General features: G+C 52.4%; 23 protein-coding genes and 1 pseudogene. 15 read left to right on the forward strand and 9 right to left on the reverse strand.

Features of this window, described 5'->3' with window-relative positions:
- Window positions 1-43: 43 nt before the first annotated feature.
- Window positions 44-745, reverse strand: coding sequence for a tRNA (adenosine(37)-N6)-threonylcarbamoyltransferase complex dimerization subunit type 1 TsaB (tsaB, locus tag J8X26_RS23745; RefSeq protein WP_152327063.1), 702 nt, complete (start codon window positions 743-745; stop codon window positions 44-46).
- Window positions 746-817: 72 nt separating this feature from the next.
- The gene (locus J8X26_RS23750; RefSeq protein ID WP_208952150.1) at window positions 818-2,731 is read right to left on the reverse strand and encodes an ATP-dependent DNA helicase; all 1,914 of its coding nucleotides are present in this window, start codon (window positions 2,729-2,731) and stop codon (window positions 818-820) included.
- Window positions 2,732-2,875: 144 nt separating this feature from the next.
- On the opposite strand from J8X26_RS23750, the gene J8X26_RS23755 reads away from it, so the two are divergent.
- Window positions 2,876-3,220 (forward strand): RidA family protein, encoded by a 345-nt coding sequence (locus J8X26_RS23755; RefSeq protein WP_101080008.1) that lies wholly within the window; start codon window positions 2,876-2,878, stop codon window positions 3,218-3,220.
- Window positions 3,221-3,281: 61 nt separating this feature from the next.
- On the opposite strand, the gene J8X26_RS23760 is transcribed toward J8X26_RS23755, so the two are convergent.
- Entirely contained in the window at window positions 3,282-3,929 is a 648-nt protein-coding gene (locus J8X26_RS23760) for a bifunctional 4-hydroxy-2-oxoglutarate aldolase/2-dehydro-3-deoxy-phosphogluconate aldolase (protein WP_152327061.1), read from the reverse strand.
- A gap of 203 nt (window positions 3,930-4,132) precedes the next feature.
- Complete coding sequence (gene zwf / locus J8X26_RS23765) at window positions 4,133-5,608, reverse strand: glucose-6-phosphate dehydrogenase (protein WP_152327060.1); 1,476 nt, start codon at window positions 5,606-5,608, stop codon at window positions 4,133-4,135.
- Between the two features lie 410 nt (window positions 5,609-6,018).
- On the opposite strand from zwf, the gene J8X26_RS23770 reads away from it, so the two are divergent.
- The 6 genes from J8X26_RS23770 (at window position 6,019) to J8X26_RS23795 (ending at window position 15,804) form a co-directional block, all read left to right on the forward strand.
- Window positions 6,019-6,888: a MurR/RpiR family transcriptional regulator gene (locus tag J8X26_RS23770; protein ID WP_152327059.1), complete on the forward strand. Its 870-nt coding sequence runs from the start codon at window positions 6,019-6,021 to the stop codon at window positions 6,886-6,888.
- Between the two features lie 232 nt (window positions 6,889-7,120).
- Window positions 7,121-8,563 (forward strand): pyruvate kinase, encoded by a 1,443-nt coding sequence (pyk, locus tag J8X26_RS23775; RefSeq protein WP_152327058.1) that lies wholly within the window; start codon window positions 7,121-7,123, stop codon window positions 8,561-8,563.
- A gap of 633 nt (window positions 8,564-9,196) precedes the next feature.
- Complete coding sequence (locus J8X26_RS23780; protein WP_244370824.1) at window positions 9,197-10,765, forward strand: aspartate aminotransferase family protein; 1,569 nt, start codon at window positions 9,197-9,199, stop codon at window positions 10,763-10,765.
- A gap of 13 nt (window positions 10,766-10,778) precedes the next feature.
- The gene (locus J8X26_RS23785) at window positions 10,779-12,104 is read left to right on the forward strand and encodes a lysine N(6)-hydroxylase/L-ornithine N(5)-oxygenase family protein (protein ID WP_208952151.1); all 1,326 of its coding nucleotides are present in this window, start codon (window positions 10,779-10,781) and stop codon (window positions 12,102-12,104) included.
- Between the two features lie 14 nt (window positions 12,105-12,118).
- A complete protein-coding gene (locus J8X26_RS23790) occupies window positions 12,119-14,503 on the forward strand; it encodes a GNAT family N-acetyltransferase (protein WP_208952152.1) in 2,385 nt (794 codons plus the stop codon).
- Between the two features lie 80 nt (window positions 14,504-14,583).
- Window positions 14,584-15,804, forward strand: a complete 1,221-nt coding sequence (locus tag J8X26_RS23795; protein WP_208952153.1) for an MFS transporter — start codon at window positions 14,584-14,586, stop codon at window positions 15,802-15,804.
- A 59-nt stretch (window positions 15,805-15,863) separates the two neighbouring features.
- Here J8X26_RS23795 and lpxM read toward each other — a convergent pair whose 3' ends face one another.
- The 3 genes from lpxM to znuA all read right to left on the reverse strand — a co-directional run bounded on the left by lpxM (window position 15,864) and on the right by znuA (window position 19,212).
- Window positions 15,864-16,844, reverse strand: coding sequence for a lauroyl-Kdo(2)-lipid IV(A) myristoyltransferase (gene lpxM / locus J8X26_RS23800; RefSeq protein ID WP_208952154.1), 981 nt, complete (start codon window positions 16,842-16,844; stop codon window positions 15,864-15,866).
- Between the two features lie 92 nt (window positions 16,845-16,936).
- Window positions 16,937-18,271: a murein DD-endopeptidase MepM gene (gene mepM / locus J8X26_RS23805; protein ID WP_165057806.1), complete on the reverse strand. Its 1,335-nt coding sequence runs from the start codon at window positions 18,269-18,271 to the stop codon at window positions 16,937-16,939.
- Window positions 18,272-18,291: 20 nt separating this feature from the next.
- Complete coding sequence (gene znuA / locus J8X26_RS23810; protein ID WP_165057807.1) at window positions 18,292-19,212, reverse strand: zinc ABC transporter substrate-binding protein ZnuA; 921 nt, start codon at window positions 19,210-19,212, stop codon at window positions 18,292-18,294.
- 95 nt (window positions 19,213-19,307) lie between these two features.
- Here znuA and znuC point away from each other — a divergent pair, with 95 nt between their 5' ends.
- Both znuC and znuB read left to right on the forward strand, forming a co-directional pair.
- Window positions 19,308-20,066 (forward strand): zinc ABC transporter ATP-binding protein ZnuC, encoded by a 759-nt coding sequence (znuC, locus tag J8X26_RS23815; RefSeq protein ID WP_104921747.1) that lies wholly within the window; start codon window positions 19,308-19,310, stop codon window positions 20,064-20,066.
- The gene (gene znuB, locus J8X26_RS23820) at window positions 20,063-20,848 is read left to right on the forward strand and encodes a zinc ABC transporter permease subunit ZnuB (protein WP_152327050.1); all 786 of its coding nucleotides are present in this window, start codon (window positions 20,063-20,065) and stop codon (window positions 20,846-20,848) included. Before znuC ends, znuB begins: the two co-directional genes overlap by 4 nt.
- Window positions 20,849-20,920: 72 nt before the next feature.
- Here znuB and J8X26_RS23825 read toward each other — a convergent pair whose 3' ends face one another.
- Complete coding sequence (locus tag J8X26_RS23825; protein WP_208952155.1) at window positions 20,921-22,267, reverse strand: sodium:proton antiporter; 1,347 nt, start codon at window positions 22,265-22,267, stop codon at window positions 20,921-20,923.
- 154 nt (window positions 22,268-22,421) lie between these two features.
- Between J8X26_RS23825 and J8X26_RS23830 the strand changes: the two genes are divergently transcribed.
- A complete protein-coding gene (locus J8X26_RS23830; protein WP_208952156.1) occupies window positions 22,422-22,727 on the forward strand; it encodes an EthD family reductase in 306 nt (101 codons plus the stop codon).
- A 190-nt stretch (window positions 22,728-22,917) separates the two neighbouring features.
- Complete coding sequence (locus J8X26_RS23835; protein ID WP_244370825.1) at window positions 22,918-23,424, forward strand: DUF1003 domain-containing protein; 507 nt, start codon at window positions 22,918-22,920, stop codon at window positions 23,422-23,424.
- Window positions 23,425-23,498: 74 nt separating this feature from the next.
- On the opposite strand, the gene J8X26_RS23840 is transcribed toward J8X26_RS23835, so the two are convergent.
- Window positions 23,499-23,825, reverse strand: a complete 327-nt coding sequence (locus J8X26_RS23840) for a hypothetical protein (RefSeq protein WP_152327046.1) — start codon at window positions 23,823-23,825, stop codon at window positions 23,499-23,501.
- A gap of 330 nt (window positions 23,826-24,155) precedes the next feature.
- Here J8X26_RS23840 and J8X26_RS23845 point away from each other — a divergent pair, with 330 nt between their 5' ends.
- The 4 genes and pseudogenes from J8X26_RS23845 to J8X26_RS23860 form a co-directional block, all read left to right on the forward strand.
- On the forward strand, window positions 24,156-25,160 hold the full coding sequence (locus tag J8X26_RS23845; RefSeq protein ID WP_244370826.1) for a YadA-like family protein: 1,005 nt from the start codon (window positions 24,156-24,158) through the stop codon (window positions 25,158-25,160).
- Window positions 25,161-25,208: 48 nt separating this feature from the next.
- A complete protein-coding gene (locus J8X26_RS23850; protein WP_152327045.1) occupies window positions 25,209-25,625 on the forward strand; it encodes a hypothetical protein in 417 nt (138 codons plus the stop codon).
- Window positions 25,622-25,846 carry a hypothetical protein gene (locus J8X26_RS23855; protein WP_152327044.1) on the forward strand — a complete coding sequence of 75 codons (225 nt, stop codon included), beginning with the start codon at window positions 25,622-25,624 and terminating at the stop codon, window positions 25,844-25,846. Before J8X26_RS23850 ends, J8X26_RS23855 begins: the two co-directional genes overlap by 4 nt.
- Before the next feature lie 163 nt (window positions 25,847-26,009).
- A pseudogene (locus tag J8X26_RS23860) lies at window positions 26,010-26,195 on the forward strand (hypothetical protein); the annotation flags it as partial.

The following is a 26,195-nucleotide window of genomic DNA, read 5'->3' on the forward strand; positions in this document are numbered from 1 at the left end:
ACTCTTTTTTTTGACCACTTTTAAGTACACAAGTTGCGGTAACTTACCGGCCCGGCAGCTTTTTCCACGTAACTTCGTTGCGCAGATAAGTGGGTTCAGCATCTTCAGGATTTACGCGAACGCCGTTTTCCCAGAGCTGGAGCGCCAGCGGCAGCATATCTTCCGCGTGCGGTAGTAACATTTTGCCATCAAATAATTCTGCAACCGGAGATTCACCCAGCAAATGTGGATAAGCTTCCCAGCCGGTGCCGACGGTCGCAAAACGGCCGGTCAGTGAGCCGGCCTGTTCGATGAGTTGTTCAGGTTTGATCACTTTCTCGGTGTTTTCACCACTCCAGTCACCCTGAGCGTTCCGGGAGAATTCGCCCCAGTACACTTCGCCCATGCGCGCATCGATGGCGGCCAGCACGTTTTCAGCGCCAGTCTGGCGGTAAGCGCCCTGCGCCATGGTCTGTAAAGTGGAAACCGGCAGCAAAGGCAATTCAGCGCCCAGCGACAATCCCTGCGCCATGCCGATACCGATACGTACGCCGGTAAAACTGCCCGGCCCGCGGCCAAAGGCCAGAGCATCGAGCTGATTCAGCGTCAGGCCCGCTTCGGCGAGGATCTGCTGCACCAGCGGCAAAATACGCTGCGTATGTTCGCGGGCGCAGAGTTCAAAATGAGCGAGCGTCTCGCCCTCATTGTATAGCGCAACCGAACAGGCTTCTGTCGCCGTATCAATTGCTAAAATTCGCGTGGACATGCCAAACCTCAGGCGGGGAAATGAATAAGTTAGGGCCTTTTTTCGGGGCGCTATCCTAACATAACGTGAAGGCTATTTCTGCTCTTCCACGTTCTGTAAAAAGCGTATCGCTTGTGTAAGATCACGTGTGCGCGGCGTCGGCGGCAAACTGTTGAGGAAAACTTCACCATACGGGCGCATTACCAGCCGGTTGTCGCAAATCACCATCACACCCCGGTCAGAAGTATCACGAATTAAACGTCCGACCCCCTGTTTCAGCGTGATGACCGCATCCGGTAATTGTACGTCATTGAACGGATCACCGCCGCGCAGGCGACAGTCTTCAATACGGGCTTTGAGCAGCGGATCGTCGGGCGAGGTGAACGGCAGTTTATCAATGATGACGCAGGACAGCGCATCGCCGCGCACATCCACGCCTTCCCAGAAACTGCTGGTCGCGACCAGTAAGGCGTTACCAGCTTCGACAAATTGCGCTAATAGCTGGCCTTTACTGGTTTCGCCCTGCAATAAAACGGGCAGCGTCAGGCTGGCCCTGAATTCCTCGGCCAGTTCACGCATCATTTTGTGTGACGTACACAGGAAGAAACAGCGGCCTTTATTGGCTTCGATCAGCGGACGCAGCATACGCGCCAGCTGTTTCGAACTGCCGTTCACGTTCGATTCAGGCAGAAAACGGGGTACACACAATAATGCCTGTTTGGCGTAATCAAACGGGCTGGGCAGCAGCAACGTTTCGGCTTCGTCCAGTCCGAGACGTTCGGTAAAATGGTGGAGCTGATCGTTCACCGAAAGCGTTGCGGACGTAAAAATCCACGCTCCCGGCTTTTCTTTCATCATTTCGCTGAATTTATCGGTGACCGACAGCGGCGTCAGTGCCAGAACAAAATGACGGGAATTACATTCGTACCAGTAGCTGTAACCGGGAATCGAAACATCTTTCAGGCGCTTGAGACGGTTGCGGTACAGCGTGGCGCGCTCAAAGGCGGCGTCCAGCAAGGCCGAGCGTCCGAGAGACAGTTTGACCACGTCGTAGCAAAGCTCCAGCGCGTCATCGAGTAACAGCAGAGCGCGCTGGATAGCGGGCTGATTGAGCACGTCGCGCAGATTACCGCGAAAACCCGGCTCACCGAGTGCCAGACGAAAATCCAGTGTGCTCTGGCTCAGGCGGTCAGCGCTTTTCTGTAATTGCACCGAATCACGCACTTCCGTGCGGTAAGCGATGGTGATGTCTTTCGCCATATCCAGCAACTGACGGCTGGTTACCTGCTGGCCAAAATACTGGCTGGCGATATCGGGGATCTGATGGGCTTCGTCGAAAATCATCACATCGGCCTGCGGGATAAGTTCACCGAAGCCGCTCTCTTTGACCACCATATCAGCCATAAAAAGGTGATGGTTAACAACGACGACGTCCGCGTCCATCGCCTTACGGCGGGCTTTGACGACGAAACATTCTTTATACAGCGGGCAGTCGCTGCCCAGGCAGTTATCGTTGGTGCTGGTTACCAGCGGCCAGACAAAGCTGTCTTCCGGCACTACGGTACAGGTGCTGATATCGCCCTCTTCCGTGCTGCTCGACCAGTGACGCAGATGCGCAAGTTCGCTGAGTGCCTGACTGGCGAGATCGCCGCCGGAAAGTGATTGCTGCTCCAGGCGTTCCAGACACAGATAGTTAGAACGCCCTTTGAGCAACGCCAGACGGCCTTTGAAATTCAGCGCGCTGGCCACTTTGGGCAAATCGCGGGAATACAGCTGATCCTGTAAGTTTTTCGAACCGGTTGAGATAATGACTTTTTTGCCGGAACGCAGTGCCGGAGCCAGATACGCATACGTTTTACCGGTACCAGTACCGGCTTCCACCACCAGGCCTTGCTTACCGCTGATGGCTTTACTGACGGCCTGCGCCATCAGACGCTGAGGTTCGCGGGGTTTAAAACCTTCAATTTTCTGCGCCAGTGCGCCGTCTGTTGCGAAATCGTCTGTCACTCTGTCTCTCTACCTGTACGGATCAGCAGTGATTATGCCAACCGAACGCCCTCACCGCCACCGCCATCTGCCAATCCAACGCAGCAAACCTTTGTGTTACCCTTACCACCATCAATAAAAAGTGACTAACAGGAGCACAAAAGTATGACTATCGAACGGATCCGACCTGAGCCGCGCATGTCTGATGTGGTCATCCACAACGACACCATTTATTACACTGCAGTGCCGGAAAATCTGGATGCCAATGCAAAAGATCAGACCGCTGAAACGCTGGCCATCATCGATGCCGTACTGACAGAAGCCGGTTCAGACAAGAGCAAAATTCTCGATGCCACGCTGTTTCTGGTTCACAAGGAAGATTTCCCGGCAATGAACGAAGCCTGGGATGCGTGGGTGTCTCCGGGTAACGCGCCGGTTCGCTGCACCGTGCAGGCAAATCTGATGAACCCGAAATACAAAATTGAGATCAAGATTATCGCTGCACGTTAATCGCTGAATTTCAGACATAAAAAAACCTCCCGCGGGAGGTTTAATGTTTTTACGCATCAATTCAGACGGCGGCGCCAGCACCCGCAACGGCTTCTTTTGCCAGTTCAGTAATACGCGCGTAATCGCCGCTTTCCAGCGCATCGGCTGGCACCAGCCAGGATCCACCGATACATAGCACGCTTTTCAGCGCGAGATAATCCCGGTAGTTCGCCGGTGAAATCCCACCGGTCGGGCAGAAACGCACTTGCGGGAACGGACCGGCAATCGCCTGTAACGCTTTCACGCCGCCGTTGGCTTCCGCCGGGAAGAATTTGAATTCACGCAGACCGGCATCCAGACCCATCATCAGTTCCGATACGGTGCAAATGCCCGGAATCAGCGGGATAGAACCGGCGTTGGCTGCTTTCAGCAAAGCGTCTGTCAGGCCTGGGCTAATCGCAAACTGTGCACCCGCTTCGGTGACTTCGGCCAGTTGTTCAGGATTGAGAACGGTACCCGCACCAATAATGGCGTCCGGCACTTCTTTGGCAATCGCACGGATTGCGTCCATCGCACAGGCAGTACGCAGCGTCACTTCCAGCACTCGCACACCACCGGCAACCAGCGCTTTCGCCAACGGAACGGCGTGTTCCAGTTTGTTGATAACAATCACAGGAACAACCGGCCCTGAGGTCAGAATTTGTTCCGCGCTTGTTTTCCAGTTTTTCATCTTGTTCTCCGTTCATGCCCGCAGGCATCGTTGTGATTGATGGCGCGCCCCTGCCACAGGGTCTGGCAACTTTTCAGAAAGAAAAAACGTTGCCAGAAACCGACCACACCCGATTGGACGAGATACTACTATTCCTAACTGCTAAAAGAATTGATGTGTCATAAAAAAACGCTGCACAGGCAGCGTTTTTAAAGGATGACCGGTTACTCGAACTCGTTCCAGGAACGGCCGTCACGGGTAATCATGGCCACAGAAGCCACCGGTCCCCATGTACCGGACTGATACGGTTTTGGTGCTTCACTTTCCGCTGCCCACGCATTCATGATGGAGTCGACCCATTTCCAGGCTTCTTCCACTTCGTCACGACGCACGAACAGCGCCTGGATCCCACGCATAGTTTCCAGCAGCAGACGCTCGTAAGCATCAGCGATGTGTTGCTCGTTGAAGGTTTCGGTGAAGCTCAGGTCCAGTTTGGTTGTCTGCAAACGATGTTTGTGTTCCAGACCCGGAACCTTGTTCAGCACTTCGATTTCAATACCCTCGTCCGGTTGCAGACGGATGGTCAGTTTGTTCTGCGGCAACTGCTGGTAAGAATCACGGAACAGGTTCAGCGCCGGGCTCTTGAAGTACACCACAACTTCTGAACATTTGGTCGGCAGACGCTTACCGGTACGCAGGTAGAACGGCACGCCAGCCCACTGCCAGTTGTCGATATCCACACGGATAGACACAAAGGTTTCGGTGCTGCTGGTTTTTTTCGCGCCTTCTTCCTCCAGATAGCCCGGCACTTTTTTGCCTTGTACAAAACCGGCTGTGTACTGGCCACGCACTGTATTTTCGCGCACGTTTGACTGGTCGATGCGGCGCAGGGAACGCAGCACTTTGACTTTTTCATCACGAATACGGTCGGTGCTCAGATCCGCCGGTGGCGACATGGCAATCATAGTCAGAATTTGCAGCAAGTGGTTCTGGATCATGTCGCGCATCTGGCCTGCGTCATCGAAATAACCCCAGCGGCCTTCGATACCCACTTCTTCCGCAACGGTGATCTGCACATGATCGATAGTGCGGTTATCCCAGTTGCTGGCGAACAGGTTGTTGGCAAAACGTAGCGCCAGCAGGTTCAGTACCGTTTCTTTACCCAGGTAATGGTCGATACGGTAAACCTGAGATTCGGCGAAGTATTCCGCAACCTGATCATTGATGACCTGAGAAGACTCAAGAGAGTGACCCAGTGGTTTTTCCATCACAACGCGCGCAGGTTCTTTGTTCAGCCCGGCTTCACCCAGACCACGGCAAATCGCACCGAAGTGGCTTGGCGCAATCGCAAAGTAGTTGATGGTGGCGCGGTTTTGCTGGTCAAGCATTTTGCCCAGCACTTTGAAATGCTTCAGATCATTGACATCAAGGTTACAGAAATCAAGACGGGCACTGAGTTTATCCCACAGTTCCGGATCAATTTTTTCTTTCATGAAGGTGGTCAGTGCTTCTTTAACCACTTCGGTATAGGCCGCTTTGTCCCATTCCGCACGACCAACACCGATGATGCGGGTGTCAGGGTGAATGTGACCTGCTTTCTCTAACTGATACAGGGAAGGCAACAGCTTACGACGCGCAAGATCGCCTTTTGCACCGAAAATTACCAGATCACAAGCCTGGGCTGTCTGAGTTACCGCCATGTTCTTCTCCTCAATGCAGGAATACCTAATCTATTTCTGGTTGCCTTTGCGTGAGCTGCAACTCGAATTATCTCGGGTACATATTGTAATTTTATTTCAGCAACAATGTACTCTGATTGCCCGTAAGCCGTAAACCTTGATCTGACAGCGTGATAACTTGCTGATAAAACCCTGTTTTTATCATACCAATTCCAGACCTGCTTGAAACCGACCACATTCTGTAATTTTATGACAAAACTGAACAGAATTTACCATACTGAAAGTTAGATCTCGGTCAAACTCTGACAAAAAAAGCCGTAAATTCGCCTGACTGACGCTGCCAACGGCCTGAAGCGCGTAGTATATTTTCATCAAATCAGAACGATTTCCTCTTTTCAAAGAAATCGTTGAAACCTATGAGTGGCATGCTTATGAATACATTGGAAAAAATCCAGACCAGCCTTGACATTCTGAGCAAGTCAGAACGCAAAGTTGCAGAAGTTATCCTCGCATCGCCGCACATTGCTATTCATTCCAGTATTGCCACTCTCGCCCGTATGGCCGACGTCAGTGAACCTACTGTAAACCGTTTTTGCCGTCGTCTCGACACAAAAGGGTTTCCAGATTTTAAACTGCATCTGGCACAAAGTCTGGCAAACGGTACACCTTATGTGAACCGTAACGTGGATGAAAGCGACAGCGTCAGCGCTTACACCAGCAAAATCTTTGAATCTGCTATGGCAAGCCTCGATCAGGTGAAAAACACCCTGGACATCGCCGCCATCAACCGCGCCGTCGATTTACTCACACAGGCGAAGAAGATTTCCTTCTTTGGGCTGGGAGCTTCCGCCGCCGTCGCGCATGATGCCATGAACAAATTTTTCCGCTTCAACATTCCCGTGGTCTATTTCGATGACATCGTTATGCAGCGCATGAGTTGCATGAATTCCAGCGAAGGCGACGTCGTTGTGCTGATTTCTCACACCGGGCGTACCAAAAATCTGGTGGAACTCGCGCACCTTGCCCGCGAAAACGATGCCACGGTCATTGCTATCACCTCTTTTAATACGCCGCTGGCGCACGAAGCCACGCTCGCCCTGCTGCTCGATGTGCCCGAAGACACCGACGTTTATATGCCGATGGTCTCGCGGATTGCACAACTGACGCTGATCGACGTGCTCGCCACCGGTTTTACCTTGCGCCGTGGCGCAAAATTCAGAGATAACCTGAAGCGGGTCAAAGAAGCGTTGAAAGAATCGCGCTTTGATAAGGGGATTGTCGTCCCTAACCTGTCTGAATGACATCACCCTGTGCGTCAGGCAGCAAATCATTCATTAAACATATTAATTGAGCACCAACGATTTAATAGGGAGTCTGGCGGAAAATCTACGCGCAAAGTGCGCAGGACAAATGTCAGACATGAGGTCAGCGGGTCACACAGGTGAAACCCTTTTGTATTACAATTACACCTCGACCAATGTGGACCCGCTGTTTTTTGCACAATAATTGCTTCACCAGTTAACGGAGTAAGGCATGTCCAGAAGGCTCAGAAGAACCAAGATTGTTACCACCCTCGGTCCTGCAACTGACCGCGACAATAACCTCGAAAAAATTATTGCCGCCGGTGCAAACGTTGTACGTATGAATTTCTCCCACGGCACCCCTGAAGACCACATTCTGCGCGCCAACAAAGTGCGTGAAATCGCCGCCCGTCTTGGCCGCCATGTGGCTATTCTTGGCGATCTGCAAGGGCCAAAAATCCGCGTATCGACCTTTAAAGAAGGCAAAGTGTTCCTGAATGTCGGCGACAAATTCCTGCTCGACGCCAACATGAGCAAGGGTGAAGGCGATAAAGAGAAAGTGGGTATCGACTACAAAGGTCTGCCTGCCGACGTGGTGCCGGGCGACATTCTGCTGCTTGATGATGGCCGCGTGCAGCTGAAAGTGCTCGAAGTCCAAGGCATGAAAGTCTTCACCGAAGTCACCGTTGGCGGCCCGCTGTCCAACAACAAAGGCATCAACAAGCTGGGCGGCGGTCTTTCCGCTGAAGCCCTGACTGAAAAAGATAAAGCAGACATTATTACTGCGGCCAAAATGGACGTAGATTATCTGGCAGTTTCATTCCCACGCACGGGCGAAGATCTTAACTACGCACGCCGTCTGGCACGCGATGCCGGCTGTAATGCGCAAATCGTGTCTAAAGTTGAACGTGCTGAAGCCGTCGCGTCCGACGCGGCGATGGATGACATCATTCTCGCTTCCGATGTTGTGATGGTGGCCCGTGGCGACCTGGGTGTTGAAATCGGTGACCCGGAACTGGTGGGTATTCAGAAAAAACTGATCCGCCGTGCCCGTCAGCTTAACCGCGCTGTTATTACCGCGACGCAGATGATGGAATCGATGATCACCAATCCGATGCCAACCCGTGCGGAAGTCATGGACGTCGCGAACGCCGTGCTCGACGGAACCGACGCCGTGATGCTTTCTGCTGAAACGGCTGCCGGACAGTATCCGTCAGAAACCGTGGCTGCGATGGCGCGTGTTTGTCTCGGTGCGGAAAAAATCCCAAGCATCAACGTTTCCAAACACCGTCTGGACGTGGAATTCGATAACATCGAAGAAGCCATTGCCATGTCTGCAATGTACGCCGCCAACCACCTGAAAGGCGTCTCGGCGATTATCTCCATGACTGAATCTGGCCGCACCGCGCTGATGTTGTCACGTATCAGCTCCGGCCTGCCGATTTTTGCCATGTCCCGCCATGAGCACACGCTTAATCTGACCGCCATTTATCGTGGCGTCACGCCGGTCTTCTTCGACAGCGTTAACGACGGCGTCGCAGCCGCTCAGGACGCGGTGAATTTGCTGCGTGATAAAGGTTATCTGCTTTCAGGCGACCTGGTGATTATCACTCAGGGCGACGTCATGAGCACCATCGGCACCACCAATACCAGCCGCCTGTTGCGTGTTGATTAATCTCTAAATGTAATAAAATATAACGTAATGGCCGATTGTTATGATCGGCCTTTTTATTTCCCTGCATTGACTCCTTTTATTCCCCCGCCGTACGAAGGCATTTAACGTTCTTAATTTAATCATTATTTTGCCATCTGGTGGAAATACTCCCCTGCATCTCAACAATACCTTCGTGATAAAAACAAATTACACCTGCACTTATTATGGCTAAATATAACTTTTTGTATCCTAAATGCCACAGGTGAGAGCACGGAATTGAATAACAAATACAGACTTCTCTCATAGGATTAAGAGTATCCAAAGCCAAATTTACATTTTTATGTGACAGAGATCACATAAAAACATCAAAAACACAGGTATTGGCTAAATGTTCAATGTCGTTATTGAATGATAATGATTTGCATTTATAATGATTCCCAATCGTTAAAACCTTGTATAAATCCGCACAAAGGAAATCAGACAAGACAAATAACCTTCAATTTCTGATAAAGAAAAATAATTAACCATACACTTAACAGGCGTGGGCATAAACCCTGCCTGCTAACGCTTACGTTCACTGAAATTTCCTTAATACATTCGGGAGGCCGCCCCGCGCCTGCTTCCGATGAAAAGGTCAGATTAAAAGGATCCAGAATGAGCCAGATAAATAATTGGGAATTAATGCAGGACAGCGCGAATAACCTTACACCTGCTCAGGAAAAATTAAGCAAAAATCAGGGTTATATCTTTAATCAAAATAGCACCCCGGACTGGCAGGCACAGATTGAGCAAGGTATTGAATTAATTAAGTCACATATTAATCACACCGAAAAGCCTTTTTCGGGTGTCTCCCCTGCCGAATTAGCCGAACAGTTTCGCCATATTGATTTAACCAAACCATTAGACGGAACGCGGCTGGCGCTGGAAGAACTGGATGATTTATATCTTCAGCACGCTGTTTATTTCCATCACCCGAAATACCTCGCACATCTCAACTGCCCGACCGTCGTTCCGTCGCAACTGGCCGAACTTTTTATCAGTGCGATCAACTCTTCTGTGGATACCTGGGATCAGAGCGCAGGTGGCACCCTTATTGAGCAAAAGGTCATCGACTGGACGCTGGCACGCATTGGCTTTGGCGCACAGTCGGACGGTATTTTTACCAGCGGCGGCACGCAATCAAACCTGATGGCAATGTTGCTGGCGCGCGACAGCCACTGCAAACGCACGCGTCCTCAGCACAGCATCAAATATCAGGGTTTGCCGCAGGAAGCTAACCGCTGGCGCATCTTCAGTTCACAGGTCAGCCATTTCAGCATTCAGAAATCCGCCGCCCTGCTCGGCCTCGGCTATGACGCCGTGGTGCCGGTCGCCTGTGACGACAAATTCCGTATGGATATCAGCGCACTGAAACAGGAAATCGAACGCTGTCACGCAGAAGGTTTGATCCCGATTGCCATAGTGGCCACGGCGGGCACCACCGATTTCGGCAGTATCGATCCGCTCAATGAAATCGCGGAAATCTGCCGCAAAGAGAAAATCTGGATGCACGCCGACGCCGCTTACGGCTGTGGTTTACTGGTTTCCCCGCAGCATCGCCAGCGTATCGAAGGTATTCATCTGGCCGATTCCGTGACCGTTGATTATCACAAATCCTTCTTCCAGCCAGTGAGTTGCAGTGCGTTTCTGGTCAACGACCACCGCCATCTGGAACACGTCACTCACCACGCGGAATACCTGAATCCGCTGAGTGCAAAACTGGAAGGCACGCCGAATCTGGTCAACAAAAGCATCCAGACCACCAAACGTTTCGACGCCCTGAAAATGTGGCTGACGCTGCGCATCATGGGCCAGCAGGCGCTGGGTGAATCCTTCGATGTGCTGCTGGAACGCGCCACCGAAACCCATCAGCTGATGGAACAAAACCCGAACATTGAAGTGTTGCACAAACCCGAACTGAGCACGCTGGTGTTTCGCTTTGTCCCGCGCATGTCGATGAGTCAGGAGCAAATTGACGCCATCAACGCCGACATCCGCAAAGCTATTTTCCGCGACGGCAGCGCCGTGATTGCCGGAACCAAAGTACATCAGCGCCAGTACCTGAAATTCACCCTGCTCAACCCGACCACCACCACGGAAGATGTCGTCGATGTGATCAGCCTTATCACGCATTACGGTAAAGAACTGACCGCCGCCGCGCTGAGCGCCGCGAAGAACCGCTAACAGGAGTTGCACCATGAGCCTTAATTCCCCTGAACTGAATGCAGATAAACAGACCTACGATTTTATTGCGATTGGCATCGGCCCGTTCAACCTCGGTCTGGCCTGTCTGACGGAGCCAGTAAAAGCGCTGAACGGACTGTTTTTAGATCAAAATGACGGCTTTGACTGGCATACCGGCATGATGCTGGAAAGCGCCCATTTGCAGACGCCGTTTATGGCCGACCTGGTGACGCTGGCCGATCCGACCAGCCCTTATAGTTTCCTCAACTACCTGAAGCAGCAGGGAAAACTGTACTCTTTTTACATCCGTGAAAATTTCTTCATGATGCGCAAAGAGTTCAACCAGTATTGCCAGTGGGCGTGCGAACAGCTGACCAGCCTGCAATTTTCCACGCGCGTGGAGCTGGTGACGTGGGACGCGCCAACGCAATGTTACCTGGTGCAGGCGCGTTCGACCCAGGGCGGCGATAAACAGATTTACCGCGCCAAACGTCTGGTGCTGGGCACCGGTCCGTCGCCGTGGATGCCGGCGTGTGCCCGGGAAGCGGGCAGCAACGTTCATCATTCCAGCGCCTACCTGCCGAACAAAGAGCGGATGCAGCGCTCGAAATCCATCACCGTGGTCGGCAGCGGCCAGAGTGCGGCGGAGATTTATTACGACCTGCTTTCAGAAATCGATAAGTACGATTATCACCTGACCTGGGTGACCCGCGCGCCGCGTTTCTATCCGCTGGAGTACAGCAAACTGACGCTGGAAATGACCTCGCCGGAGTACATCGATTACTTCCATGCCCTGCCGATGAGCAAGCGCGACCAGCTGAACCGCGAGCAAAAAGGCTTGTACAAAGGCATCAACATCAGCCTGATCAATGACATCTACGACCTGATGTACACCAAACGCCTCGACGGCCCGCTGAATGTCGATCTCTACACGCACTCGGAGCTGACCGCGCTGACGGGTAACCGCAAAGGCGAGCTGGAGATGACGCTGCTTCACCACGAACAGCAGCAGGAATATCGTCACCAGACGGAATCCGTGGTGCTCGCCACCGGTTACGGTTATCAGCCGCCGCAGTTTATCGAAGGTATTTACAACCGGATTCAGTGGGATGACGCCGGCCGTTACGCCGTCAACCGCAATTACAGCATCGACGCGAACAATCAGATTTTTGTCCAGAACGCCGAACTGCATACCCATGGTTTCGTCACGCCGGATCTGGGCATGGCGTGTTACCGCAACAGTTCCATTATTCGCGAAATGCTCGGCGAGGAAGTCTATCCGGTGGAAAAATCCATCGCCTTCCAGACTTTCTGCGCCCGCAGCCTTGCAGACAGATAACGGAGAAATAACCCATGTCTGAACTTATACCCGCCCCCCTGTTCACCTGCCATCGCGACGCCGGGCAGCTGACATTACGCCCGCTGCATCTGGCAAATGACGCCGCCATCCTGCATGCGTGGATGACGCAGCCTTACGCGCATTTTTGGGGAATGCAAAACAGCAGCGTGGCCGACGTTGATGTTTTCTACCGCGACCTGACTGCCGGAAAACCGCTGGCCGCGCTGATGGGCGAAATCGACGGGCAGCCGCGTTTTCTGATCGAATGCTATCCGGTGCAGGATGATCCATTACGCGATCACTACGACGTTCAGCCCGGCGATATGGGCATGCACATTTTGCTGTCTCCGGCGGATAAACCCGTTTCCGGTTTCAGCTGGCAGGTCTTTTCAGCCGTGATGGAATATCTGTTCAGCCAGCCTGACGTGACGCGCGTGGTGGTTGAGCCGGACGTACGTAACGAAAAGATCCACAAACTGAATAAGCGTGCAGGTTTCCGCTATCAGAAACAAATTCAACTGACTCATAAAACCGCGTGGCTGGCTTTCTGCCAGCGCGAGGATTTTTTGCAGGCCCGCCAGAAGGAAAAAAACACCATGACTTCATCTCAGCTGCAATCCGGCCAGCATCTGCAACCGGAAATCTGGGCGAAAGCTAATGCCCTGCTGTTACGCAAATGCCTGTCTGAGCTGACGCACGAACGCCTGCTCGCGCCGGTCGCGCTGCAAAACAGCGGCACCTGGACCGATTATCAGCTGGCCGTTCCGGCTTCTGAAATTGAATACCGCTTCCGTGCACGCCAGTTACCGCTGAACGACTGGATGATTGATCTCGACAGCATTCAGCGTCTGGATAACTTCACGCCGCAACCGCTGGATGCGCTGAAATTCATCATTGAATTTGCCGGTCAGATTGGTATTTCACAGGCGATGTTGCCGACCTACATGGAAGAAATCAGCAGCACGCTTTACAGCAGCGCGTACAAACTGGCGAACAATCACACGACCGCAAAACAACTTTCTGAAGCTGATTTCCAGACGGTGGAAACCAGCATGACCGAAGGCCATCCGAGCTTTATCGCCAACAATGGCCGTATCGGTTTTGATGCCGGTGACTACGTGCGTTATGCCCCGGAAGCGGCAAATCCGCTGCAACTGGTCTGGGTCGCGGTGCATCACGACAAAGCTCATTTCGCCAGCGTGGAAGGTTTGCCTTACGAAAAACTGATCGCCGAAGAACTGGGCGATGCGCAGATTTGCGCGTTCACACAGCATCTGGTCGATAAAGGTGTGGATCCGAAAAACTACTACTTCATGCCGGTGCATCCGTGGCAATGGCAGAATAAATTACTGACGGTATTTGCGCCGGACATCGCCCGCCAGTTCCTGATTTACCTCGGTGAGGGCGAAGATAATTATCTCGCGCAGCAATCAATCCGCACCTTCTATAACGCCAGCCGCCCGAAAGCCCGCTATGTGAAAACCGCGCTGTCGATTCTGAATATGGGCTTCATGCGCGGCCTTTCGCCGTATTACATGGCGACCACGCCGGGCATCAACGAATGGCTGGCGGATCTGGTCGAAAACGATTCCTACCTGCAATCCACCGGCTTCAGCATTCTTCAGGAAGTGGCTTCACTGGGTTATCACAACCACTATTTCGAAGAGGCGATTAAGGGTGACAGCGCGTATAAAAAAATGTTTGCCGCGCTGTGGCGTCAGAACCCGGTGGCTCAGTTGCAACCGAACCAGCGTCTGATGACCATGGCCGCGCTTTTACATACCGACAAACGCGGCGACGCCCTGATTGTTGAGATGATCAAATCCTCAGGTCTGGCGACCGGCGACTGGCTAAAGCGTTACATGCACGCTTACCTCAGCCCGCTGTTGCACTGTTTTTATCAGTACGATCTGGTCTTTATGCCGCACGGCGAAAACCTGATCCTGCGTTTCGAAAACAACATTCCGGTTAACGCTTTTATGAAAGATATCGCGGAAGAAATTGCCGTGATGACCCCGGATGCGCATCTGCCGGAAAAAGCCAAACGACTGGCCGTTGACGTGCCGGAAGAGCTGAAAATCCTGTCGATCTTCACCGACGTGTTTGCGGGTGTGTTCCGCTTTATCGCCCGTATCCTGGAAGAAAACGGCAATTATCCGGCCGGTCAGTTCTGGCAGGTAGTGGCGGAAGTGGTCCGCGATTACCAGATTCAGTATCCGGAGCTGGCAGAGAAATTTGCCCGTTACGACATGTTTGGCGCCGAGTTCACGCATTCCTGCCTGAACCGTCTGCAACTGGCGAATAATCAGCAGATGATCAACCTGTCGGATCCGGCGCAAAACCTCAAGTTTGCCGGGACGCTGGAAAACCCGATTGCGGCCTATGCGAATAAATACTAAGTCCCGCACGTAAGCACGTTTTTTAGCGCGGCCTGAGAGGGTCGCGCTTTTCTGATTTTGAGCAATGGAGAAGTCTTGCTATGTCGTCCGTTTCTGAACCCGCCTCTCAGCTGAGCTGGCGTCAGTGGCTGTTTCCGCTGTCGCTGGTGATGTTCGAATTCGCCACCTATATTGCCCACGATATGATTCAACCGGGTATGCTGCAGGTGATCAGCGATTTCAGCGCCAGCGCCGACTGGGTTTCCACCTCGCTGACCGCCTACTTATGTGGCGGAATTCTTCTGCAATGGCTGCTCGGGCCGCTCTCTGACCGGCTGGGGCGCAGGCCGGTTTTGCTGACGGGCGTGGCCTTTTTCACCGTCACCTGCTTTCTCACGGTATTCACGCAAAGCATCGAACAATTTATTCTGATGCGTTTTTTACAGGGCATGAGTCTGTGCTTTATCGGCGCGGTGGGTTACGCCGCCATTCAGGAAGCGTTCAGCGAAGCCCTGAGCGTAAAGCTGATGGCGCTGATGGCCAATATCACGCTGATCGCGCCCCTGCTCGGGCCGCTGGCAGGTGCGGCGTTCATTCACTACGCGCCGTGGAAAGCGATGTTTGCGCTGTTTGCGCTGATCTCCGCACTGTCATTCTGGGGCCTGTGGCGCGGCATGCAGGAAACGGCGTCAGGTCGTGACGGGCGTTTCTCGATGCGCCGCTTACTGGCGGATTACCGCGAAGTGTTCACCAATACTGGCGTGGTCACCGGCTCGTTATCGATCGGGCTGATCACGTTGCCGCTACTGGCCTGGGTGGCGCAGTCGCCGGTGTTGCTTATTCAGGACGCGGGTATGACGCCGTTACAATACGGCTGGCTTCAGGTTCCGGTATTCACAGGGCTTATCACCGGCAACGTTGCGCTGAGTAAACTCAGTGGCAAAGTGCATATCCGCACGCCGGTCTGGCTGGGAATTTTGCCGATTGTGCTCGGACTTTGCATCAGCGCTTATGCGGCGCTGTTTATGGTGCATGCCTGGTACTGGATAACGGCGGGGCTGAGCCTGTATGCGCTGGGCTCGGGGCTGGTCAATGCCGGGCTTTACCGGCTGACGCTGTTCTCCAGCCCGACGGGCAAAGGCACGGTAGCGGCGGCCCTCGGGCTGATCACCATTGTGGTTTTTGCGACAGGGATTGAACTGGCGAAACAACTTTATTTCGCACAGGGCTACGGCATTTTCATGCTGGCTGGTTTGCTGTCCGGTACAGCGGGAACACTGCTGATTGCGCTGTTTCTGAAACGCGCGGTAAAAGCAGGATAACAAATACAAAAGAGGCTGAGTATTTGCTCAGCCTCTTTCGTCTGTCCGATATTTGACGCTTACTTTTTCGGGAAAAGCTCTTTGCGGGAATACGGCTCCGGTTCACCCGGTTTGCGCGTTTTCAGCAATTTCAGGATCCAGGTGTATTGCTCAGGGTTAGGCCCGACCAGCAATTCCACCTCTTCATTCATACGGCGCGCAATCTGGATATCGTCAGCCGTCGCCAGGTCATCCATCGGTGGCCGCACAAAAATGTCCAGACGTTGCTCTTTGCCGTTATACACCGGGAAAAGCGGAACAATCTGCGCGCGGCAGACTTTCATCAGACGCCCTACCGCAGGCAAAGTCGCCTTGTAGGTTCCAAAGAAATCAACGAATTCGCTATGTTCCGCGCCGTGATCCTGATCCGGCAGATAATATCCCCAGTAACCCTGACGCACGGAGCTGATGAACGGTTTGATCCCGTCATTTCGGGCATGTAAACGCCCGCCATAGCGGCGACGCACGCTGTTCCACAGATAATCCGTCAGCGGATTTTTCTGGTTATGGAACATGGCAGCCATAGGCTGACCACTGGCCGCCATCAGCATCGCCGGGATATCCACAGCCCAGCCGTGTGGCACCAAAAAAATCACATTTTTGCCTTCGCGCTGCATCTGGTCGACAATTTCTTTGCCGTGCCAGTGGATACGCTGGGTGATTTTTTTGGGGTCACGGAGTGCCAGCTCCGCCATCATCACCATTGACTGCGGCGCGGTAGCAAACATTTCGTCAATGATATGTTCGCGCTCCGCTTCCTGCGTTTCAGGGAGGCAATACAGCAGGTTGATTTGCGCGCGACGACGTGCGCCTTTGGCAAACTTTCCGGCCAGACGGCCCAGACTGCCTAAAATCGGATCGCGGACTTTCGCGGGCAGATAAGCCATACCGGCCATCGCTCCGACGCCCAGCCAGACGCCCCAGTAGCGCGGATGGTAAAAGGCTTTCTGAAATTGCGGAATAAATTCTACGGATGATCGTTTTTCTTTTTCTGGCTGCATGCTCAGGCTCTTATGACAAATTCTGGTTCAATGATAAGTGCCGTGAGTTATTTTGCAATAAATCACGGCAGCGAATCAGTAAAACCTGAGGTTCAGTCCAGCTTCAGCTGAGGGACGACTTCGCGGACGGTTGCCAGATAAGTACTGCGATCTTTACCTGTCAGCCCTTCTGTACGAGGCAATTTGGCAGTCAGAGGATTGACGGCCAGCTGGTTAATCCACATTTCGAAATGCAGATGCGGGCCGGTTGAACGGCCGGTATTACCGGAAAGCGCAATGCGGTCGCCACGTTTCACTTTCTGGCCCGGTTTCACCAGCAGTTTGCGCAGGTGCATATAACGGGTCATGTACTGGCGACCATGACGGATAGCGACATAGTTACCGGCCGCACCCCCGTTTTTCGCAACCACCACTTCGCCGTCGCCCACCGCAAGCACCGGCGTGCCAACAGGCACCGCAAAATCGACACCACGGTGTGGCGCCACGCGGCCCGTGACCGGATTCAGACGACGCGGGTTAAAGTTAGAGGAAACACGATACTGTTTACCGGTCGGGAAACGCAGGAAACCTTTCGCCAGCCCGCTGCCGGTGCGGTCGTAGAATTTACCGTCTTCGGCACGCACGGCGTAATAATCTTTGCCGCCGGAGCGCATATGCACAGCCTGCAATTCGCTCTGCTCGTTTTTCCCTTCCAGCACTTCATGGGACATCAGCACCGCGAAATCATCGCCTTTCTGCAATTTACGGAAATCGAGCTGCCACTGGAGCGCTTTGATAACCGCGCTGACTTCACCGCTGGTGAGCCCGGCCGCTTTGGCGCTGGTCACGAAACTGCCGTTCAGCGTGCCTTTAATGACCGAGTCTTTCCACTCGCCTTTCAGGGTTTCCAGTGAAGATTTGAAGGTATTGCCGGAGCGGTCAAATGTGTACGTTTCGCGGCGGGATTTCTCCCACGTCAGGCGCTGTAAATCGCCCGCATCGTTTAACGTCCATGACAATTGCTGGCCGATTTTCAGGTTACGCAAATCACGGTTAGCGTCCGAAAGCGCAGCAATTTCAGACATATCAATACCGTACTGATTCAGAATGCTGCTGAGGGTATCGCCGGTAGAAACCACGTATTCATGAACGCCCGCTTCGTTCGCGGTTTTATCGTCCAGATCGTCCTGAGGAATATCATCGTCAGCCGGAGGCGACTGATCGATAGGTTCACTGGCTTCGGGAAGCAGCGAACGCAATTGCTGGTTATCTAACGTGATGTTTTTAACCAGCGGTTTGGTGTCGGAAAGGTCATTGTCCGGGTGATAGGCTAACGGTTTCCAGACGGCGACGGCCAGTGTGACGACGGTCAGCGACCCCAGCATAATGCGGTGGGGCCGTGGAAGGTTGCTATACGCCAGAGCGATAGATCGGGCTATCAGCTGCACTTAAATTCTGTCCTTTTAGCTTACTTCAGGCAGCTCAAATACTGGTTCGTCAGCTGTGACAGGAAGTTCACGTAGCTGTCCGCGCCCAGTACAATGCCGCTCCCCAGCGGATCCAATGTGCCCATACGCACTTTTGTTCCCTGGGCAACAGCCGTGATGACGGCCGGCCTGAATTGTGGCTCAGCAAAAACGCAGGTCGCTTTTTGCTCAACCAACTGTGTTCGAATGAGATGTAAACGCTGTGCGCCAGGTTGTATTTCGGGATTGATCGTGAAGTGACCAAGTGGCGAAAGGCCGAAGTGTTTTTCAAAGTAGCCATAGGCATCGTGAAAAACAAAATATCCCTTACCCTGAACAGGTTGCAGAATACTACCAAGGTTTTTGTCAGCTTTTGTCAAGCCCTCTTCAAAATGCGACAAATTTGCATCTAATTGTTGCTTTTTCTGCGGCACGAGCTGCACGAGTTTGTTATGGATGACAATGGCGGTCTCACGGGCGATTTCCGGCGACAGCCAGACGTGCATATTGTATTCGCCGTGATGATGGTCCCCGTCGTCATGATCGTGGTCATGTTCATCATCATCGCTGCCTTTGATCAGCATCGGTTTCACCGCCGGAAGCGCGGCGATTTCCACCTGACGGTTCGGCGGCAACTGCGCGACCGATTTGGTCATAAACGCTTCCATTTCCGGCCCCACCCACACCACCAGATCCGCGGTCCGCATACGCTGAATATCCGAAGGTCGCAGCGCAAAATCATGCGGCGACGCGCCATCCGGCAATAATACATCGGTCGGCATTACGCCGTCGGCAATGGCGGCGGCAATAAATCCCAGCGGACGAACGGAGGCCAGAACGGCGGCCTGAGCGCTGTAAACCGCACCGGAACTGAGGATTGCGGCTGCCAGTAACATCCGTTTAACGCTTTTTTTCTGTATCATGCGGGGTGAACTCATCTTCGTGTTGGGGGAAAACTGGTTATTTTTCGCGAAACGCAATATTATAACATCCGATTTGTTCTGCAAGACCCTATGACATGCCCACATTAGCTACGCTTCAAAATATCTCGGTAACTTTCGGTTCTCGCCGCGTGCTGTCCAACATATCGCTGAGCCTGCAACCCGGAAAAATACTGACCCTGCTTGGCCCGAATGGCGCAGGGAAATCAACGTTAGTGCGCGTTGTGCTTGGCCTGATTGCGCCAACAGAAGGCACGATGACCTGCGAGCCGGGTTTACGGATCGGCTACGTTCCGCAAAAAATTCATCTTGATCCGACGATGCCGCTGACCGTCAGTCGGTTTATGCGCCTGAAACCGGGCGTGAAGAAAAGCGACATTTTGCCTGCGCTGAAGCGCGTTCAGGCGGCGCACCTTCTCGATCAGCCGATGCAAAAACTGTCCGGCGGTGAAAACCAGCGCGTTTTACTGGCGCGTGCGCTTCTGAACAGCCCGCAGCTTCTGGTGCTTGATGAACCGACGCAAGGTGTGGACGTCAACGGCCAGGTTGCGCTGTACAACCTTATCGACAACCTGCGCTGTGAGCTTGGCTGCGCCGTCCTGATGGTGTCGCACGACCTGCATCTGGTGATGGCGAAAACCGACGAGGTTTTGTGCCTGAATCAGCATATTTGCTGTTCCGGCTCGCCGGAAGTGGTGTCCACGCATCCTGAATTTATTGCGATGTTCGGCAACCGGGGCGCGGAGCAACTGGCGATTTACCGCCACAACCATAATCATCGCCACGACTTAAAAGGGAAGATTATTTTGCGCAACACCGGAGGTCGTGACGCATGATCGCGCTGTTATTACCCGGCTGGATCGCCGGTGTTTTGCTGGCGATTGCCGCCGGTCCGCTGGGCTCTTTCGTCGTCTGGCGCCGTATGTCCTATTTCGGCGATACGCTGGCTCACGCATCCCTGCTCGGCGTCGCATTTGGGCTGCTGCTCAACGTTAATCCATTTTACACCGTCATTGCTGTGACTTTACTGCTGGCAGTTTTACTCGTGGCGCTGGAACGCAAACCGCATCTGGCCGTCGATACCCTGCTGGGGATTATGGCGCACAGCGCATTATCACTCGGTCTGGTGGTGGTCAGCCTGATGTCCGGCGTTCGCGTCGATCTGATGGCGTATCTGTTCGGTGATTTGCTCTCGGTAACGTACAGCGATATCTGGATGATTGCCGCCGGCGTTACCATCGTGATTGCGGTACTTTGCTGGCAATGGCGGGCGTTACTGTCCATGACCATCAGCCCGGAACTGGCGCATGTCGATGGCGTAAACCTGCAACGTTCGCGGATTATTCTGATGCTGGTCACAGCGCTGACAATTGGTCTGGCGATGAAGTTTGTCGGTGCGCTGATCATCACGTCGCTGCTGATTATTCCTGCCGCCACGGCGCGCCGCTTTGCGAAAACGCCGGAACAGATGGCGTCAGTCGCCATTGTGATTGGCATTGTTGCCGTCACCGCGGGGCTTACGTTTTCGGCTTTCTACGACACACCGGCGGGCCCGTCCGTGGTGCTTTCCGCCGCCGTGCTGTTTATGCTCAGCCTCGGCAAAAAGCAGATTGCCTGACGGTAACATCATTCCAGAAGCGCCTGTAAAAACGGACGCCCTGAGCGTCCGTTTTCATTTGTATCTTCTTTATTATTCTTTATGCGCCCTCGCCGCCTGCCTCGCCTGACGCCAGTGCAGCACCGGCGACACCGTCAGTCCGTGGATCACCACGCTGGCAACAATCACCGTAAAGGCAATGTTGGTCATGTAATTGGCTTCTGCGCCGTGCAGTCCGTGCGTCCAGGCGTAAGCGATGTAATTCATACTGCCGATGCCACGGATACCAAACCAGCCTATCATCAGCCGCCGTCCGTGCGGCACGCGGATGCCAAGCGTCGTGAGATAAACGGCCAGCGGGCGGACAACGATAAACAAAATCGCGGCGATCAGCAGGCCCATTGGTTCCCAGTGTTCCGCCAGCGTAATCCCCAACACCATCACAATCCCGGCGGCAAACAGCCGTTCGATGGTATCGCCGAATGAGAGTGCATCGCCAACCATCAGCCCGATAGAATTTTGCGGCATTTCCGCCTGCATATTGTGGCGCTGATGCGGATTCACCATCCCTTCCGCTGGCGGTGGACGCCGCCCTTCTTCCAGATCTTCCGGCGGATGCAGCGACACCACGCGCACCTCGGCGCTGCGCAAACCGACACCCACGGCAAAAGCCGCCAGAAATCCGGACGCATCAAGGCTTTGCGCGGCGGCATAGCTCAGCGCAATCAGCGCCAGCGCAAGAAAATCACTCGGCGCAACCGTGCGCTGTCTGCTGTGAAAACGTGTGGCGCTCAGCCCGACCAGTTTCCCCATCGCAAAACCAATTCCCAGCCCGCCGAGCAGTGCCCAGACAACATCGCGCCACGCCCAGTGCCAGACGGCTTCTGATGACAACCCTTCGTGCGCGGTAAACAACATTAACGCCAGCATCAGAACCGGCAACGCCGAGCCGTCATTCATTCCTGCTTCGCTCGACAATGCAACCCGCAGGCCGTCATCGTCATTCGCATCGTTGACCGCAATCATGCTCGCCAGAACCGGATCCGTCGGCGCGATAATCGCCCCCAACGCCAGCGCCAGTGGCCAGGACATTCCGGTGATGTAATGCGTAATCACGGTCACGCATAACACCGTCAGCAGCATCGCGGGGAACGCCAGCACCGCGCCGACGCGCCAGCTTTGCGAACGGAAAGGCAACCGGAGATTGAGGCCGGTAATAAAGAGCGAAGCCGCCATCGCGATTTCAGTAAAGCGCGCGGTGAGCGTTGAATACGCTACCAGATCGACATGAAGTAAATCTAAAACCCAGGGGCCGCAGACAATCCCCGCCGCCAGATACAATCCAAAAGTCGTCACCGGTCCGCGGGAAATCCATCCCGACGCCAGTGACATAATCAAGAGCAATCCTCCGACTGCCGCTGTCCAACCTAAAAATCCCATGCGTAACCCATAATAAGTATTAATCTCTTAAGCTTAGTACATGTCATCAACTGGGTGATTTTTCAGATAAAGTGCATCGGGCACAAATCGCGCGGCGCGTCTGTTACCTGTACGCTAAAATGAATTTTTATCCTGAATTAAGGTTGCACTGAAATTGATTAAATACAGCGTGTTATACCCAAACATTGAAAACGGCTACTTTGATCACAATTACTATCGCGACGTGCATCTGCCGCTGATCAAAAGCCGTATGGGTGAATATTGTCATTCTTACTCTATCGATAAAATCCAGGCGGGCGCACCTGCTGATACCCCGTTCATCGCTGCCTGCCATATTTACTGCCATTCGATGGAAGATTTCGCTAAAGGCATGGAGGGAAATGTGGAGGATTTCGTGGCAGACGTGGCGAACTTTACCAATATCGAAGCGGTGAAGATGATTTTTGACGTGGTTGTCTGACCGGCATTTTTTCATCACATAAAACGCTTCGCGCCGTCAACGTTTATCGATAAAACAATAAGTCAGAATAGAGGTTACACCTTGTAAAACTTTATTCTGCTTATTAAGATTTTTTTGCGGGCTGCGCGCTATTTTATCCGGTGTTATTGACTACGATTAAATAACCTAATCACCGTATGAAAGCACCATCATGGATACAAAATCGCGGCGTCAGCTCACTGTATTAAGAAAACAAAGTAAGAAGGAACACGAAGAACTGCTGGCAGACCCCGCTGACTGCGAGCAGGAGAAGACTTTCGGTCAGCGCATGGCCGATGCAATTACCGGCGGTATCGCTACCTGGACTTTCATACTCATCCAGACTGCTATTATCATCGGCTGGACGACTTATAATATTGCGATTAAAAAAACTGGATTCTATCCCTACCCGTTCGTTTTATTAAACCTGTTCCTGTCATTCCAGGCGGCATATACGGCTCCGGCAATTATGATGAGCCAGAAACGCCAGAATATTAACGACAGTCGCCGCGCCGAAATGGAATCCAACGTCAACGTTAAAACTGACCTTGAACTCTATGCGCTGCATGAAAAAATAGATGCAATGAAAGATATTGAAATCGCCGAATTAAAGAACAGTATCCGCGAATTAATGGAAGAGTTACGCAAAATGCCTTCCACAGTCCCTAAAAGTGCCTGACCCTTTTTTACTGATAAAGACGGTCAGAGTGGCCGTCTTTATGAGCGTTTTAACGCAAGTTTCTTCAGCAGAAATTACTTCGTCAGTAACCGTTTGATAGGAGCACTCGGTTCGCGCCTGATGGTATGTAAAAATACCTGCGCCTTGTCGTTGACCGCATACTCCGCCGTCACACCAAAATCCTGCACCATGGCCCACTTTTCAAACATCTCAGGGTCACTTTCACGCATAAACCATAGCATTCTGATTGCCGTTACGGCCACCTGAGGAATTTGTGTCACTGTGCCGTTTATCCACTTGTTTAAAGTGCTGCGTGGCAACCCCAGCAGAATACACAACGCGGGTTGTTCGATTCCCAGCCGCTGAACATAGTCCAGGAAGTCATTTGCGTTATCTGCCATCCACTTATCTCCCGTTTTATAAACCCCGAACATTGTACAAGAATCCCGTAGATATTTCATCCCGTCGCTATTCGCTACGAAAATCCCTATGTTTTTACATTTCAGACACGTCGATTTGTGTCCATTAGCTACAAATAAGCGCGCTAAGTGAAACATCTTCATGTAGCGCTATAACTTTACGTTTCTTGACATAAGTCAAATGACCGGTGAATGCGTGAAGCAAGTCACATTCACGGCATGTATGATTTTCGAAAAGAGACAAAAACAGCGTTCTGATAACGCTTCTTATTTGTCGCTAACAGATACTTATTTCAATGTCGGAAAAAACTCATGAACGCTCAGGTAACAGAACGCAACGCACAAATCATTGCTGCTTACACAGCAGGGAACATTAATAAAACGGAATTGGCGCGATACTTTGGTGTGTCCGCTTCTACAGTACGGAGAGTTCTGGCGGGAATTGTGATGGGAATGACTGCAGCCTCAGCTGCACATGCTGATCTGTTACAGGATTACACAAAACAGGGATATCAGAGTTTTGCTGACAGCTGGATAAATATGACCACAAGTCAGCAGGAAACAGTACGTGAAGGGCTTCGTAACGAGGGGCATGAAAATCTTTTATTGGATCTTGGAAACAAACTTGACCAGCATGCTTCCGAACCAACTCCGCACCTTGACGGCGACCATGGAAGTTCAGAAGCACAGGCAACCAAACGAGCTCTGCAGTTGAAAAAAGAAAAGTTCGTCGCTCAGCAATCTGCTGAAGTTGCAACTTATCAGCACAATGATCCAACGGACATCCCTGTAGATACTCAGGTGAGTGATCAGAGCGACCCTTCTTCCGAAAAAAATCCTGCAATTCAGACCGTACGGCAAGTCACTTCAACACCTGCTCAACGACCGGTTGTCAAACAAGAAGTTCGCTCAACGTATTACGACAAGCAAATCACTGCCCTGAATGCTGAAGCCAAACAAAATCACTCTGAAGTATTGGCTGAATCACACCGTCGCGCGGTGGGTGATGCGAATACCCTGAGTCAGGCAAATGATTACACCAACAAAAGATTCAACAACCTGAAATCGGAGGTTGATGGCAACAAGAAAGAAGCGGCTGCGGGTTCTGCTTCTGCCATGGCTCAGGCCAACATCCCTCAGGTGCAGGAGTCGCAGCAATTTGCAGTCGGTGCCGGTGTCGGTGGTTACGATTCACAGAATGCACTGTCCGTCGGTGCTTCATTCCATGCAAGCCATTCAACTATCGTGAAAATGTCGGTGTCTGACGATTCACAAAGCAACGTCGGCTACGGCGCTGGCGTGAGTGTCGGCTGGTAACAAATTCAGGGAGACTCGTCTCCCCTCTTTCTCTTCAGGTAAATCAAAATGAAAAAACTTTTAGTCATTGCCGCCCTGACCCTCCTCGCCGGCTGCTCCACCCAGGCATCCAGAATGGCTGACTGTCAGTCGCAGGGCATATCTAAAGATACCTGTTATATGGCGGAACAGAACCGTCAGACCGCAATTCAGAGTGCAGCGCTGAAGCAGGCGATGGAAAACTCGGAGAAGCAATATGCTCAGGCCACTAAGAAAATTGTGCATGCCCGCATTAAGGGGATAGATGTCAAAATCTTTCCCGCAGATAAACAAGGGTACATCGAAGGGACTGCCGCATACCTTGATGAAGATAACGCGGATGCTCAGGTTTATCGCAAAGGTATTTTCACAGCGATTTATTACAAGCGTACCCATAAGCTGGTTTTAATGCGTAACGGACAGATTTACGGAAGGACGCCGATATGAAAAAACACCACACCGACCAGTTCAAACATCTTGCGCCCGAGCAGCAGTTTACTTGCCTGAAAATGTTGCAACGTGTTGAAGAAACACCCTTGTCTCACGGTGTCACTGGCGTTGCGGTGTCGGTGATAATGAAAGATGGTCATACCGCCACACTCAGTAAATTCATCGCTCAACCGGATGAAGTCTCAGTACTGGTCAGCTGGGAAAAAGAAAGAGAATAATGCACTCTGACTACCTTTTATATGCCCCCCTCCGCCTGCCAAAACTGCACTTCTATCCTAGTATGTAGAGGTGCGAAATACTCCTTGCCTGCATCATTGCCCTAATTAATTGATGAGCCTGTTCAAAAATTTGCGTTTGTAACTAACTGCCTGTGCGCAGACGATGGAGTCTCTTGCTCACCACAACCGCCGTGCTGGCGGAGGAGTTAATGTGGGATTTTTAAGCGGATTGTTCGCCCGTATTGCCGGTCAGAAACCGGAACAAAGTACGGAACAGACATCACCTCATGAGGAGTTTAAAATGGCAAAAGTACTGGTTCTTTATCATTCTATGTACGGTCATATTGAA

It is taken from the genome of Rahnella sp. ChDrAdgB13 (assembly GCF_017655185.1).
Taxonomy (GTDB): Bacteria; Pseudomonadota; Gammaproteobacteria; order Enterobacterales; family Enterobacteriaceae; genus Rahnella; species Rahnella contaminans.

Bases quoted from the DNA above. Each gene is read 5' to 3' on its own strand.
- tsaB (WP_152327063.1), bottom strand. From the start codon at position 745: ATGTCCACGCGAATTTTAGCAATTGATACGGCGACAGAAGCCTGTTCG.
- J8X26_RS23755 (WP_101080008.1), top strand. From the start codon at position 2,876: ATGACTATCGAACGGATCCGACCTGAGCCGCGCATGTCTGATGTGGTC.
- J8X26_RS23760 (WP_152327061.1), bottom strand. From the start codon at position 3,929: ATGAAAAACTGGAAAACAAGCGCGGAACAAATTCTGACCTCAGGGCCG.
- zwf (WP_152327060.1), bottom strand. From the start codon at position 5,608: ATGGCGGTAACTCAGACAGCCCAGGCTTGTGATCTGGTAATTTTCGGT.
- J8X26_RS23770 (WP_152327059.1), top strand. From the start codon at position 6,019: ATGAATACATTGGAAAAAATCCAGACCAGCCTTGACATTCTGAGCAAG.
- pyk (WP_152327058.1), top strand. From the start codon at position 7,121: ATGTCCAGAAGGCTCAGAAGAACCAAGATTGTTACCACCCTCGGTCCT.
- J8X26_RS23780 (WP_244370824.1), top strand. From the start codon at position 9,197: ATGAGCCAGATAAATAATTGGGAATTAATGCAGGACAGCGCGAATAAC.
- J8X26_RS23785 (WP_208952151.1), top strand. From the start codon at position 10,779: ATGAGCCTTAATTCCCCTGAACTGAATGCAGATAAACAGACCTACGAT.
- J8X26_RS23790 (WP_208952152.1), top strand. From the start codon at position 12,119: ATGTCTGAACTTATACCCGCCCCCCTGTTCACCTGCCATCGCGACGCC.
- J8X26_RS23795 (WP_208952153.1), top strand. From the start codon at position 14,584: ATGTCGTCCGTTTCTGAACCCGCCTCTCAGCTGAGCTGGCGTCAGTGG.
- lpxM (WP_208952154.1), bottom strand. From the start codon at position 16,844: ATGCAGCCAGAAAAAGAAAAACGATCATCCGTAGAATTTATTCCGCAA.
- znuA (WP_165057807.1), bottom strand. From the start codon at position 19,212: ATGATACAGAAAAAAAGCGTTAAACGGATGTTACTGGCAGCCGCAATC.
- znuC (WP_104921747.1), top strand. From the start codon at position 19,308: ATGCCCACATTAGCTACGCTTCAAAATATCTCGGTAACTTTCGGTTCT.
- znuB (WP_152327050.1), top strand. From the start codon at position 20,063: ATGATCGCGCTGTTATTACCCGGCTGGATCGCCGGTGTTTTGCTGGCG.
- J8X26_RS23825 (WP_208952155.1), bottom strand. From the start codon at position 22,267: ATGGGATTTTTAGGTTGGACAGCGGCAGTCGGAGGATTGCTCTTGATT.
- J8X26_RS23835 (WP_244370825.1), top strand. From the start codon at position 22,918: ATGGATACAAAATCGCGGCGTCAGCTCACTGTATTAAGAAAACAAAGT.
- J8X26_RS23840 (WP_152327046.1), bottom strand. From the start codon at position 23,825: ATGGCAGATAACGCAAATGACTTCCTGGACTATGTTCAGCGGCTGGGA.
- J8X26_RS23845 (WP_244370826.1), top strand. From the start codon at position 24,156: ATGAACGCTCAGGTAACAGAACGCAACGCACAAATCATTGCTGCTTAC.
- J8X26_RS23850 (WP_152327045.1), top strand. From the start codon at position 25,209: ATGAAAAAACTTTTAGTCATTGCCGCCCTGACCCTCCTCGCCGGCTGC.
- J8X26_RS23855 (WP_152327044.1), top strand. From the start codon at position 25,622: ATGAAAAAACACCACACCGACCAGTTCAAACATCTTGCGCCCGAGCAG.